Origin of the sequence: Embleya sp. NPDC020886 (assembly GCF_044333915.1) — a bacterium.
Taxonomy (GTDB): Bacteria; Actinomycetota; Actinomycetes; order Streptomycetales; family Streptomycetaceae; genus Embleya.
In genome coordinates, this window is the sequence record NZ_JBIRRX010000001.1 from 1376671 (window position 1) to 1389578 (window position 12908).

Here is a 12908-nt window from a genome sequence, read left to right on the forward strand (position 1 = left end):
CCGGCCGGGCGCCCGGTGGTCGTGGGTGTCGACCACCGGGCGCGGCTTCGATGCGGGTCCGGTCGGTCCCGTTCGTCCCTGCTCGTCCCGCCCGTCCGCCGCCGGGACCCGACGGCTACCTGTACTCGATGATCTTCGTCTTGTGCCCGGTGGCCTTGGTGTGCGCCTTGGCCGCCACCTGCGCCGCGTCCTTCGACCGGTATCGCTGGCGGGCGCCGTCGGACTTCGACGCACAACCGTTCTCCTGGCAGACCCATCCCCAGGTGCTCATGGACAACCTCCAGACATCGCAGGCGCCACCCCCGCCCCGTGGGACACGAATGACTTGGACGGCCACACCGCAGCACTTGCGGCCGCCGTACGGCCGACACTCGGCACGTCATGACACGCTCGTGACGGAACCCGGACGTTTCGGAGAAAAACGTTTTCCTTTTGAATGCCTAACGCGTCGTTACCGACATACAAAGGATGCAATACCGCGATCAATTATCTTTTCTGATGAATAGGGCAAACGAGTGGCTCGGGCTCGCTCGCAGGGGTGACGGGGCACAAGGCGAGCAGGGCGGCTGCCGAGATGGAGCAGGACGTTATGTCAACCGCCCCGGGCCCGAACGCGCGTCCTGGGCGATCGGCGACTGTCACCCATCCGATACATCGGGACCGGCTCGCTCCACCGGCACCGGCTCGACCCGCAGCGGCACCGTGCCGCCCGATACGCACTCGCCGGTGTCCAGACGCCACTTCCAGTGATGCCTCGGGCACTCCAACACGCCGGCCGCGATGTCCGCGTGCGCCAAGTCCTCGCCGGCGTGCGGGCAAAAGCGCTGCATCCGCACCCCGCACCGCTCGATCGACTCGCCGTTCGCGGCCGATTCGCGTTCGCGGACCATCTGCATGGTCTGCGCCGGATGCTCGCCGTAGCGCAGCAGACTCATCAGGGTCAGGTCGAACACGTCCGGATCCCGGGCCAGGCCCAGGCGCATGGACAGCAGCGCCTCCTCCCAGCCCACCGCGCCGTCCACGATCGCGCGCAACACCCGCTGCGGGACCTCGATCGTGTAGGCGGGGTCGACCGGTTCCTCCTCGAACACGATGTCGCCCGCGATCCGGCCCAGCCGCACGGACCAGGACGAGCCGTCCGAGGTCAACCGCACGTCCTTGCGCCAGTCGCCCAGGAAGCGCTTGTTCCAGCTCTGCAACCGGGCCAGGTAGGCGTCCAGTTCGGCCGGGGAGACCGGTTCGGACTCGCGCATCGCCCAGGCCCGCCACTCGCCCTCGCGGCGGTCGCGGTAGGCGCTCAGGTACGCCTCGGTGCGCAGTAGCGCCACCGGGCCGGTGGGCGCGGCGAGGTCGTCGCCCGGCGCGGTCTCGATCACCCGTACCCGCGGACAGGCCGCCGCGAAATCGTCGGCGAAGGCGTCCCACAGCGGGAAGATCGTCTCGTCCCGGTCGTTGAACCGGGCGAGTTCCGGATCCAGGAACACCGGCGGACCGGCCGACGGCAGATAGGCCCGCGCACCGGTCAGCCGTACCTTGCGCACCAGCGTGTCGAACAGGTCCGAACGCACCTCGGCGGTCTTCTTGCGCTGGGTCTCCTGCGGATACGCGTACGCGTTGGGGTACCACATCGCGCCGGAGAACTGGGCGGACAACAGGTCGATGTCGCCCGGGAGTTCGCTCAGCGGAGTGTTGCAGTCGTTGAGGTCCAGAAAGCGGTAGCCGGCCAGATCGACGAGCAGGCCGCTGTCCTCCTTGTGGCTGGTGTCCAGGAACATGGTCAGGGTCAGGTCCGGCGCCGGTGTGAACGACTCCCGGTGGCCGAGCACCACCTGATCGTGGAAGCCCAGCGCGCTCATCCGCTTGACCAGCGACCTGGACCGATACCTGGGCAACACCACGGTGATGCCGCGATCGAGTCGCTCCAGCACCCGTTCGTCGAAGTGGTCCTCGTGCAGGTGCGAGAGATAGAGCAGGTCGTGGTCGCCGGCCAGCACGTCCGGCAACAACTCGCGGTTGTCCGGGAACGGGAACCACGCGCCGAGGAAGGCCGGGTGGAACCACGGGTCGATCAGCAGCGAGAGCCCCGCGTGCGCGACCACGAAGCCCGCGTGGCCGAGATGGCGGATCGCGCCGGGCGCGGGCAGGCACGTCGGTTCGTGTTCGGGCCCGACGCTCACGGCGGGCCCGAGGGCGGACTCGGTGCTCACAGCCGGCTCAGCGCTCCCGCGAGCACCTCCACGACGCGCTCCTGCTGCGACGCGGTGAGCTGCGGGTACAGCGGCAGCGTCAGGATCTGCTCGGCGGCCCGCTCGGCCACCGGGAAGTCGCCGCGGGCATAGCCCAGTTCGGCGAACGCGGGTTGCAGGTGCACCGGCACCGGATAGTGCACGCCGGCTCCGACACCGGCCTCGTTCAACAGCGCGAGCACCTTGTCCCGCTCGGGCACCCGAACCGCGTACAGATGCCAGACGTGCTCGTTGCCCGGCGCGGTGCGCGGCACCCGCACGCCCTCGACACCCGCGAGCAGCGCGTCGTAGCGGGCCGCCGCCGCCCGCCGGCGCACGTTCCAGTCGGCCAATCGACACAGCTTGGCGCGCAACACCACGGCCTGGATGGTGTCCAGGCGCGAGTTGAAGCCCAGGCGCGCGTGCACGTACTTGCGCGACGAGCCGTGGTCGCGCATCTCGCGCAGCACCCTCGCGTAGGTCTCGTTGCTCGTCACCACCGCGCCGCCGTCACCGTACGCGCCCAGGTTCTTGCCCGGGTAGAAGCTGGTCGCCGCGATCGAGTCCGGCCCCCACCCGCCGGGCGAGACGCCGTCCTGGGTCGCCCCCTGGCACTGCGCGGCGTCCTCGACCAGGAACACCCCGCGCGCCTGCGTCAGCGCCCGCAACGCGGCCATCGGGGCCAGTTGCCCGTTCAGGTGTACCGGCACCACCGCGCGGGCCGGGACCGGGCCGTTCAGCGCCTCGGCGGCCCGCTGCGGGTCCAGCAGCAGGTACTCGTCGTCCACATCCGCGAACACCGGCCGGGCGCCCGCCCGGACGGCCGCCTCGGCGGTCGCCACGAACGTGTTCGCGGGCATCACCACACCCGCGCCCGCGCCCACCTCCAGCGTCCGCAGGGCCAGTTCCACCGCGTCCGTGCCGTTGGCCACCCCCACGCAGTGCGCGACGCCGGTGAACCGCGCGTACTCGGCCTCGAAGCCCGCGACATCGGGGCCGCCCACGAACGCGCACGTGGCCAACACCCGGGCGATGCCCGCCTCGACCTCGCCGGCCACCTCGGCATGCGCGGCGGCCAGGTCCACCAACGGAATGCGATCCAGGTCAGCACTCATCCGCGTCTCCCCCTCGTGGTATCCCGACAACGGCGGGGGTCGGCGCCGACCGCAGTCGGCGGGCCGGCACCCCCGCCCACACCTCGGCCGGCGGCACGTCCCGCGTCACGACCGAGCCCATCCCCACCAGCGACCGGGCACCGATCGTGCACCGTTCGCGCACCAGCGCACCGGCTCCCAGGTACGCCTCCCGGCCCACCGTCACCGCGCCCGCCAACCGCACTCCCGCGGCCAGCGTGGCGAATTCGCCCACGTCGTCGTCGTGGGTCAGCACCACCTGCGGCATGGTGTGCGCGTGCGCGCCCACCCGGACCGAGGTGGTCAACACCGTCTGGGCCATCAGCACCGCGCCCGGCCCGATCTCGCACGTGCGCGGCACCACCGCGCTCACGTGCACGAGGGTGGCCCAGCGGGTGTCCGGCAGGCCCAGTCGGGCCACCACCCGCGAGCGGCTCCACCAGTTCGTCGGACTCCCGACGCACACCACCACCAACGCGTCCGGCCACGTGTGCACCGCGTCCGCGCCGCCGAGCACCGGGTAGCCGTCCACCTCGGTCTGCCATCGGTCCGCGTCGTCGTCCAGGAAGCCGAGCAGTCGCCAACCCGAACTTCCGCGCGGTGCACGGAAATCCGGGAGCGCCGCGGCGACCTCCCGAGCGAACCCGCCGGCGCCGACCAACAGCAGGTCGCGAAAGGACACTAGACCGCCGCCCGGACGCCGGCCGCCGCCCGCACCGCGGCGACCACCCGGTCCTGCTGTGCCTCGGTCAGGTCGTGGAACAGCGGCAGGATCAACGAGTCGCGGGTCAACCGCTCGGTGGCGGGCAACGGCACGTGTTCGACGTCCGCGTAGGCCGGTTCCAGATGCGCGGCCATGATCCCGCGCCGCGCCGAGACGCCGGCCCGGGCCAGTTCGCCGAGCAGTTCGTCGCGCGACATCGGGAAGTCCTCGGGAAGCAGCACCCAGAACGCCTGGTGGTTGGACAACCCGTGAGCCGAATCGCCCGCCGTCGCCAACCCGGGCAGATCGGCGAGCAACTCGCGGTAGCGCGCCGCCAGTTCCCGACGGCGGGCGACCATCGCGGGCAGTCGGCCCAGTTGCACCAGGCCGACCGCCGCCTGGATGTCGGTCATCCGGTAGTTGAAGCCGAGTTCGTCGTAGCTCTCCACCACCGGCGCCCCGCCCGCACGGTCCGCCGCGTCCCGATCGGCCGCGCTCACACTCATCCCGTGCTCGCGCAACCGGCGCAGCCGCGGTGCCGCGCTCTCGCGCGCGAGCGTGAGCATGCCGCCCTCACCGGTGGTGAGCAGTTTGCGCGGATGGAAGGAGAAGGTCGCGGACATCGCGCCCGCGCCCACCGGGCGGCCCTTGTACGTCGAGCCCGCCGCGCACGCCGCGTCCTCCACGACCACGATGCCGCGGGCGTCCACCAGCGCCCGCACGGCGTCCAGGTCGGCCGGGATGCCGCCCTGGTCGACCAGCACCACCGCACGTGTCGCGGCGGTGAGCACCGGTTCGATCGTCTGCGGGGTCAGGTTGCCGGTGGCGAGTTCGACATCGGCGAACACCGGGCGCGCGCCCACGTAGCGCACCGCGTTGGCGGTGGCCACGAAGGACAACGAGGGCACCACGACCTCGTCGCCCGGCCCCACCCCGGCGTTGATCAACGCCAGATGCAACGCGGTGGTGCACGAGGACACCGCGATCGCTGCGGGCACCTCGACGTATTCCGCGAACGCCCGCTCGAAGGCGGCCACCCGAGGTCCCTGGGCCACCCACCCCGAACGCACCGCGTCCGCCGCGGCGGCGGCCTCCTCCTCGCCCATCCAGGGCCGCATCACCGGAATTCGTTCCATGCTCATCGTGCCTTCCCCCAGCCCGGTCGCCCGCCCATGTCTGCCCGTCCGCCTCGCACCCGGTGGTGCACCGAACCCCCTCGGTGCCCCGATCGGATCAGACCGCGTCCCGCCACCACGCCACCAGTCGGCGCAGCCCCTCGTCGATGTCCACCTCGGCGGTGAAGCCCAACTCCCGTGCGGCCTTGGTGGTATCGGCCAACCGTCGGGTCACCCCGCCGGCCGCCCGCGCCGGGCCGTACTCGATGCCCAACCCGTCCGCACCCATCGCCACCAACAGCCGCTCGGCCAGTCCGCGCAGCGAAGTCTCGCTCCCGGACGCGATGTTGAACACCTCACCGGCGGCATCGGCCTGCGCGGCAAGGAGGTTGGCGCGGGCGATGTCCTCGGTGTACACGAAGTCCATGGTCTGCAGGCCGTCGCCGAAGATCAACGGGGGTTCCCCCTTGCCGATCCGCTCCATCCAGCGGATCAACACCTCGGTGTACAAGCCGTGCACGTCCATCCGCGGGCCGTAGACGTTGAAGTAGCGCAGCGCCACGTAGTCCAGGCCGTACATCGCCCGGAAGCTGCGCAGCAGGCCCTCGTTGAACAGCTTGGCCGCACCGTAGAACGTGTCGTTGTCGTACGGGTGGTGCAGCTCGGTGGTCGGGAACTCCTCGGCGAGGCCGTAGACCGACGCCGAGGAGGAGGTGACCACCTTGCGCACGTCGGCGGCGACCGCCGCCTCCATGACGTCGTAGGTGCCGTCCACGAGCACCTCCAGCGCGAGCCGGGGTTCCTCGACGCACTGGGTGATCCGGATCGCGGCGAGGTGGAACAGCACGTCGGTGCCCGGCATCAGCCGGGCCAGCAGCGGCCGGTCCCGGATGTCGCCGTCGACCAGCTCGACCCGCTCGTCGGCCAATGCCCGGGCCAGGTTGCCCCGATGCCCTCGGGTCAGGTTGTCCAGGACGACCACGTGCGCCGCCCCGGCGGCGAGCAGCCGGTCGACGATGGTGGACCCGATGGTCCCCGCGCCGCCGGTGACCACGCAGCGCGAACCGGCTATCTCGACACCCATCAGAGTTCTCCCACCGCGACGGTGACGCCGCCCAGTTCCAGGCTGCGCGAGGCCGCCTCCAACAGTTCCAGGACGCGCAGACCCGCGCGCCCGTCGGTCAGCGCCGGCCGGGAGGTGTCGATCGCGTCGGCGAACTCGGCCATCACCGCGCGCAGCGCCTCCCGCTCGGGCAGCGCGGGCGAGACCACGTCGCCCACCCGGTAGGAGATCAGCTTCTCCCGCCGGGCCTCCCGGCTGAGTTCGGCGTCCGCGGTGAGGTCGACCCCCTTGTCGTGCACCTGGAGTCGGGCCGCGGGATTGGTGTCGTCCCACACCACGGTGCGCCGCGAGCCGCCGATGATGGTGGTGCGCACCTTGGTCGGCGAGAGCCAGTTCACATGCACGTGCGCGATCGCGTCGTTGCTCAGCCGCAACACCAGATAGGCCAGGCAGGCCCGGCCGGTGCCCAGCGGATCCGCGCCGTGCGCCGTCACCGACACCGGGCGCACCCCGGGCGGCAGGATGAAGTCCAGGATGGACAGATCGTGCGGCGCCAGGTCCCACAACACGTCCACGTCCGGCTGAACCAGGCCCAGGTTGATCCGCACCGAGTCGAAGAAGCGGATGTCGCCCAGTTCGCCGCCGTGGATCAGCTCGCGGATGTGTCGGACCACCGGCATGTAGCAGAACGTGTGATCGCACATCAGCGTCAGCCCGTTGCGCTCCGCCAGTTCGACCAGCTTGACCGCGTCCGCGTGCGCGGCCGTGATCGGCTTCTCGACCAGGACGTGCTTGCCCGCCTCCAGCGCCGCCGCGACCAGCTCGAAGTGCGTCGCGGCCGGCGTCGCGATCGCGACCGCGTGCACCGCGGGATCGGCCAACACTTCCCGGTACGACGTGCTCACCCGCACCGTGCTGTACTCCCCCAGCACCGTGCGCGCCCGCGCCTCGTCCAGATCACACAGCCATTCCACCCGCAGGGCCGGTGTGGCCTGCGCGTTGCGCACCAGATTGGGTCCCCAATAGCCGGCCCCTATGACGGCGAGCCCGATGGCCCGCCCAGACCCGGAATTCGACATGACGAAGCGTCAACTCCCCTGCAACCCCCCGGCCGCGCGGGCCCAGCCGCCGCACGGCACCCCCACCCGAACGAAGCTAGCGCCCGATCCGCTCCGCCGCGGGTCAACCGGGAAATCCGCGGTCGGTCCGAACTGCAAAGATCTTTGCGGGAGTCCCGGTTGCACGGGTCGCCGAGACGTTTGGCACGCTGTTACACGCACAGTCACCGATCCGGGCGCGGCATGATCGATCCGTCGACACAACCGCGTCGATTGCAGCAGCACATGAACGAGAAGGGAACGCCACGTGGCCGCGGGTACTCCGACGACGACACTGGCGAAGGAACGTACGGCGGAAGTGGATCCGGACCTCGAACCGGTGGATCCCGACCCGCACGAGCGGGATGCCCCCGGGAGCACCCGGGAGAGCATCCTCCCGGCCGTGGCCGCGGCGCTGTTCATCGGCAAGCGCGTCCGGACCCGGGCCGGCGCCAAGGGCGACACCGTGCCGACGGCGCATCCGCTGGTCCGGGACTTCCTGATGGCTCTCCCGGTCGAGGCACGCGAACGTTGGCGGGGCCGCTGCCCCGAGGTCGAGCTGGTGTCCGAGCATCTCTTCGAGGCGGAGGCGGCGCGCACCAAGCGGGCGGCCCGGCGGGCGTTCACCGTGCAGGAGGCACGGCGCTCGCTCAAGGGGGCCAAGCTGACCCTGCGCCGGATCCGCGAGGACGGCGACCCACGACACGACACGTATCAACCGCCGTGTCGATCCTGCGCGCCGATGCTCGAACACTTCGGCGTCGCGTCGACGGAAAGCGGCTGACGTGTCCCGCTTCTCCACCGACGTGGTGCACGAGCTCAAGCGGGCCGGCTGGACCGTGGGCCGCCGCCGGCTGGCCCAGGCCGAGACCTGGGCCCGGCAGATCAGCGACCACGAGTCGCCCGACGGGCACCGGCACAGCGTGTTCCCGGCGGCGCTGGTGGCCTGGGCCGAATTCGGCACGCTGCACTTCGCCATCACCGGCGCGGGCAAGGACGTGCTCCGTCGACCGTTCACCATCGACCCCACCCGCGGGCTGCACCTGCCGCGCACGCTCACCGACGTGGGTCGCGCGCTGGGCACCCCGCTGGCCCCGCTGGGCGACGAGGACGACGGCAGCAGCTATCTGGCGATCGACCCGAGCGGTCGGGTGTTCGGCCTGGACCACACCGGCGAGTGGTTCATCGGCTCGTCGATGGACAACGCGATCAGCACGCTGGTCCTGGGGCTGGCACCGGTGCGCATCCGCGACGACGGGCGCTGGTAGCCGAGCGGGTACGGCCGAGGGCGGGTCCCCATGGGGAGCCCGCCCTCGTTCGTTTGCCCCGATCCGCCACGATCAGGTGTTGAATTGATTCTGCGCGCGTTCCAGGCCCTCGCGCACCAGTGCCTCGCACGCGTCGGCCGCGCGGTCCACCTCGAACGCGAGTTCCTTGCGCTCGGTCGCGGAGAAGTCCTTGAGCACGAACGCGGCGACGTCCATCCGCCCGGGCGGGCGACCGATGCCGAACCGCACCCGCAGGTAGTCGGGTCCGAGCGACTTGGTGATCGACTTCAGGCCGTTGTGCCCGTTGTCGCCGCCACCGCGCTTGAGCCGCAGCACGCCGAAGTCGACGTCCAACTCGTCGTGGACCGCGATGATGTTCGCGACCGGGATCTTGTAGAAGTCGCGCAGCGCGGTCACCGGACCACCGGACAGGTTCATGAACGACATCGGCTTGGCCAGCACCACCCGGTGCGGGCCGATCCGGGTCTCCACCACCTGGGCGCGCGACTTGTGCGCCTTGAACTTCGAGCGATCCCGCTCGGCGAGCAGGTCGACGACCATGAATCCGACGTTGTGGCGATTCCCGGTGTACTCGGGCCCGGGATTGCCGAGGCCCACGACCAACCACGGACTGTTCTCCGTGCCGGCGTGGGCCTGCGACTCACTCATGATGTTGTGATCCCCGCGTTCGCCTTGACGACAACGACCGATCAGGCCTCGTCGGCCGCGGTCTCCTCGGCGGTCGGCTCCGGAGCCGACGGGGTGAGGATGTGCAGGATGACCGCGTCCGGGTCGCCCGCGAGCGCGGTGCCCTTCGGCAGCTTGATGTCCTTGGCGTGCACCGAGGCGCCCGGCTCCAGGCCGGTCACGTCGATCTCGATGGTGCCGGGGAGCGCGGTGGCGTCGGCCTCGACGGGGAGCGCCGGGACGACGGTCTCGAGCAGGCCGCCCGGGGCGATGTCGCCGACCGTGCTGACCGGGACCTCGACCGTGACCGTCTCGCCCTTCTGGACGATCAGGAGGTCGACGTGCTCGAGGTGACGCTTGATCGGGTGCCGCTGTACATCCTTGGGCAGGGCGAGCTGCGCCTTGCCGTCGATGTCCAGCGAGAACAGCACGTTGGGGGTCTTGAGCGCGAGCATGAGCTCGTGGCCCGGAAGCGCAAGGTGGAGCGGAGCGGAGCCGTGACCGTAGAGGACGGCCGGCACCTTACCCGCGCGACGGGCGCGACGGGCGGCACCCTTGCCGAACTCGGAACGCGGCTCGGCGACGATACGGACCTCGGACACGACGGGTACTCCTCGAACGACGCGGTGGCGGATGGCGGGGCGGGGTCCCCATGGTGCGGACCGACTGCGGACGATGATCGCCGGAGCCGGTTCGTAGGTGCCCGAGTGGCACCGGGTCCCCTGCAAAAGCCTTGGAGGAGCACACGACACACAACTACCGCGTCGATCACGGAGCAAGTAGCGCGCATCCCTCGCCGGGCAACCCCGTTAGCCTACCCGCTCTTCTCGGTCACCCCGAAATCGGGTCGCGGCGAGCACCACTCGAACGAGTGACAGTGCGCTCCCCATGCGGGGCAACATACCTTGAAAAGCAGGTGGGCACACGTACGCCGCCCGGCCGAACGACCGGGCGGCGTACGCAAGTTACAACTCAACGGCCCATCCGGGCCGAGGTGACCGAAGCCGTGGGTCAGCTGTGGCCCTCGAACAGGCTCGTGACCGAACCGTCCTCGAAGACCTCGCGGATCGCCCGGCCCACCATCGGGGCGATCGACAGGATGGTCAGCTTGTCGAACTGACGCTCCTCCTCGATCGGCAGCGAGTTGGTCACGATGACCTCGCTGATCCGCGAGTTCTTGAGCCGGTCCACGGCGGGGCCGGACAACACGGCGTGGGTGGCGGCCACGATCACGTCGGCGGCGCCGTTGTCGTACAGCGCGTCGGCGGCGGCGCAGATCGTGCCACCGGTGTCGATCATGTCGTCGACCAGGACACAGGTCCGGCCGGTGACGTCACCGACCACCTCGTGCACGGTGACCTCGTTGGCGATGTTGGGGTCGCGGCGCTTGTGGATGATCGCCAGCGGCGCACCCAGGCGGTCCGTCCACTGGTCGGCCACCCGGACCCGACCGGCGTCCGGGGAGACCACGGTCAGCCGCTCGCGGTCCACCCGCTTGCCGACGTGGTCGGCCAGCAGCGGCAGCGCGAACAGGTGGTCCACCGGGCCGTCGAAGAAGCCCTGGATCTGCGAGGTGTGCAGGTCCACGGCCATCAGCCGGTCGGCACCCGCGGTCTTGAACAGGTCCGCCATCAGCCGGGCCGAGATCGGCTCGCGACCGCGGTGCTTCTTGTCCTGCCGGGCATAGCCGTAGAACGGCACGATGACCGTGATGCGCTTGGCGGAGGCCCGCTTGAGCGCGTCGATCATGATGAGCTGTTCCATGATCCACGTGTTGATCGGAGCCGTGTGGCTCTGGATCACGAACGCGTCGGCACCCCGTACGGAATCCTCGAACCGTACGTAGATCTCCCCGTTGGCGAACTCGAAGGCCTTGGTGGGAACGAGATCCGCACCGAGCTCCGAGGCCACCTCCTTCGCAAGTTCGGGGTGGGCCCTGCCCGTGAAGAGCATGAGCTTGCGCTCAGGCGTCACCTTGATCCCGCTCACAGCACCGTCTCCTTGCCATTCGCCTCGGTCGAACCGTCGTTCGGCCCGGCCGTTGTGTGCACGTCACCCGAGTCGCCCTGCGTGACCGCGAGCGCGCGTTCGGCGGCCTGCGCCGAGGCCGTTCCCGCGCGTTTGCGTGCGACCCACCCGTCGATGTTGCGTTGGCGCCCCCGCGCCACCGCCATCGCACCGGGCGGGACATCTTCTGTGATCGCCGATCCGGCGGCGGTGTAGGCGCCGTCGCCGATCTCGATCGGGGCGATCAGCATGGTGTCGCTGCCCACCCGCACGTGGTCCCCGACCACCGTGTGGTGCTTGTTCACGCCGTCGTAGTTCACGAAGATCGTGGCCGCACCGATATTGGCGCCCACCCCGATGGTCGCATCCCCGACGTAGGTCAGATGCGGCACCTTGGAACCCTCGCCCACCACGGCGTTCTTCATCTCCACGAAGCCGCCGGCCTTGGCCCCGCGCGCGAGCCGGGTACCCGGTCGCAGGTAGGTGTACGGACCCACGGTGGCCTCGGGGCCGATCTCGGCGCCCTCGCTCGTGGTGTTGTACACGTGGGCCCGCTCGCCGACGACGGTGTCGCGCAGTGTGCTGTTGGGGCCCACCACGGCCTCGGCGGCGACGCTGGTCGCACCGTGGAGCTGGGTGTTGGGGTGGAGCACGGCGTCCGGTTCGAACGTGACGTCCACGTCGATCCAGGTGGTCGCCGGGTCGATCACGGTGACCCCGGCGCGCATCGCGGCCTCGATCAGGCGGTTGTTGAACACCCGCCGGGCCTCGGCGAGCTGCACCCGGTCGTTGACACCCAGGATCTCCCGGTGGTCCACGGCCGCGGCGGCGCCCACCCGGTGTCCGGCCTCGCGCAGCACGTGCAGCGTGTCGGTGAGGTATTCCTCGCCCTGGCTGTTGTGCGGGGTGATCTGGCCGAGCGCCTCGCGCAACAGCTTGCCGTCGAACGCGTACACGCCGGAGTTGATCTCGGCGATCGCGCGCTGGGCGGCGGAGGCGTCCTTGTGCTCGACGATCGCGGTCACCGCGCCGCGTCCGTCGGGGGTGTTCTCCCGGACGATCCGGCCGTAGCCGGTCGGGTCGGGCACGACCGCGGAGAGCACGGTGACGGCGTTGCCCTCGCGCTCGTGGGTGGCGACCAGCGCGGCCAGGCTCTCCGTGGTCAGCAGCGGGGTGTCCCCGCACGTGACCAGGACCACGCCGTCCGGCTCCCGGCTGCCCGCGGCAAGCCCGTCCAGGGCGACCCGCACGGCGTGACCGGTACCGTTCTGCTCTTCCTGGACGACCACCCGGGCGGCCGGGTCGAGCGCGGACAGGTAGCTCGCCACCTGGTCGCGGCCATGGCCGACGACGACGATCAGGTCCTCGGGATCCAGCCGTCTGGCGGCCTCGACCACATGCCCGACCATGGCCCGACCGGCCAGGGCGTGCAACACCTTCGGGGTGGTCTTGGAACGCATGCGGGTGCCCTCACCCGCAGCAAGTACGACGACGGCAGCCGGGCGGATGGGGCTCACAGAGCAAGGCTCCTCGGCATCGCTGGCGGGGGATGCCCGACGACTCCGGAGGCCGACTCCGGAGAAACGAAATGACGGCACGACGAAGCCGAG

General features: G+C 70.6%; 13 protein-coding genes. 2 read left to right on the plus strand and 11 right to left on the minus strand.

Annotation, left to right across the window (positions count from 1 at the left end; translation table 11 throughout):
- Nucleotides 1-115: 115 nt before the first annotated feature.
- From ACH4U8_RS05795 to ACH4U8_RS05825, 7 genes are all read right to left on the minus strand, one after another.
- A complete protein-coding gene (locus ACH4U8_RS05795; protein ID WP_360307967.1) occupies nt 116-271 on the minus strand; it encodes a hypothetical protein in 156 nt (51 codons plus the stop codon).
- A 367-nt stretch (nt 272-638) separates the two neighbouring features.
- Nucleotides 639-2207, minus strand: a complete 1569-nt coding sequence (locus ACH4U8_RS05800; RefSeq protein ID WP_395775903.1) for an MBL fold metallo-hydrolase — start codon at nt 2205-2207, stop codon at nt 639-641.
- Nucleotides 2204-3340: a DegT/DnrJ/EryC1/StrS family aminotransferase gene (locus tag ACH4U8_RS05805; protein ID WP_395775904.1), complete on the minus strand. Its 1137-nt coding sequence runs from the start codon at nt 3338-3340 to the stop codon at nt 2204-2206. The genes ACH4U8_RS05800 and ACH4U8_RS05805 overlap by 4 nt, the downstream gene beginning before the upstream one ends.
- Complete coding sequence (locus ACH4U8_RS05810) at nt 3330-4040, minus strand: acetyltransferase (RefSeq protein ID WP_379989737.1); 711 nt, start codon at nt 4038-4040, stop codon at nt 3330-3332. The genes ACH4U8_RS05805 and ACH4U8_RS05810 overlap by 11 nt, the downstream gene beginning before the upstream one ends.
- On the minus strand, nt 4040-5203 hold the full coding sequence (locus tag ACH4U8_RS05815; protein ID WP_395775905.1) for a DegT/DnrJ/EryC1/StrS family aminotransferase: 1164 nt from the start codon (nt 5201-5203) through the stop codon (nt 4040-4042). The genes ACH4U8_RS05810 and ACH4U8_RS05815 overlap by 1 nt, the downstream gene beginning before the upstream one ends.
- Nucleotides 5204-5294: 91 nt before the next feature.
- Nucleotides 5295-6260: an NAD-dependent epimerase/dehydratase family protein gene (locus ACH4U8_RS05820; protein WP_360307952.1), complete on the minus strand. Its 966-nt coding sequence runs from the start codon at nt 6258-6260 to the stop codon at nt 5295-5297.
- Complete coding sequence (locus ACH4U8_RS05825; protein ID WP_360307949.1) at nt 6260-7318, minus strand: Gfo/Idh/MocA family oxidoreductase; 1059 nt, start codon at nt 7316-7318, stop codon at nt 6260-6262. Before ACH4U8_RS05825 ends, ACH4U8_RS05820 begins: the two co-directional genes overlap by 1 nt.
- A gap of 286 nt (nt 7319-7604) precedes the next feature.
- On the opposite strand from ACH4U8_RS05825, the gene ACH4U8_RS05830 reads away from it, so the two are divergent.
- Nucleotides 7605-8120 carry a YwqJ-related putative deaminase gene (locus ACH4U8_RS05830; protein ID WP_360307946.1) on the plus strand — a complete coding sequence of 172 codons (516 nt, stop codon included), beginning with the start codon at nt 7605-7607 and terminating at the stop codon, nt 8118-8120.
- A 1-nt stretch (nt 8121) separates the two neighbouring features.
- On the plus strand, nt 8122-8604 hold the full coding sequence (locus ACH4U8_RS05835) for an SUKH-3 domain-containing protein (RefSeq protein ID WP_360307943.1): 483 nt from the start codon (nt 8122-8124) through the stop codon (nt 8602-8604).
- A 72-nt stretch (nt 8605-8676) separates the two neighbouring features.
- Here the strand turns inward: ACH4U8_RS05835 and pth are convergent, their stop codons facing one another.
- The 4 genes from pth to glmU form a co-directional block, all read right to left on the minus strand.
- Nucleotides 8677-9273 (minus strand): aminoacyl-tRNA hydrolase, encoded by a 597-nt coding sequence (gene pth / locus ACH4U8_RS05840; protein ID WP_360307941.1) that lies wholly within the window; start codon nt 9271-9273, stop codon nt 8677-8679.
- Nucleotides 9274-9314: 41 nt separating this feature from the next.
- A complete protein-coding gene (locus ACH4U8_RS05845) occupies nt 9315-9893 on the minus strand; it encodes a 50S ribosomal protein L25/general stress protein Ctc (RefSeq protein WP_360307938.1) in 579 nt (192 codons plus the stop codon).
- A 409-nt stretch (nt 9894-10302) separates the two neighbouring features.
- Nucleotides 10303-11280 carry a ribose-phosphate diphosphokinase gene (locus ACH4U8_RS05850; RefSeq protein ID WP_360307935.1) on the minus strand — a complete coding sequence of 326 codons (978 nt, stop codon included), beginning with the start codon at nt 11278-11280 and terminating at the stop codon, nt 10303-10305.
- The gene (gene glmU, locus ACH4U8_RS05855; RefSeq protein ID WP_360307932.1) at nt 11277-12815 is read right to left on the minus strand and encodes a bifunctional UDP-N-acetylglucosamine diphosphorylase/glucosamine-1-phosphate N-acetyltransferase GlmU; all 1539 of its coding nucleotides are present in this window, start codon (nt 12813-12815) and stop codon (nt 11277-11279) included. Before glmU ends, ACH4U8_RS05850 begins: the two co-directional genes overlap by 4 nt.
- Nucleotides 12816-12908 lie beyond the last annotated feature (93 nt).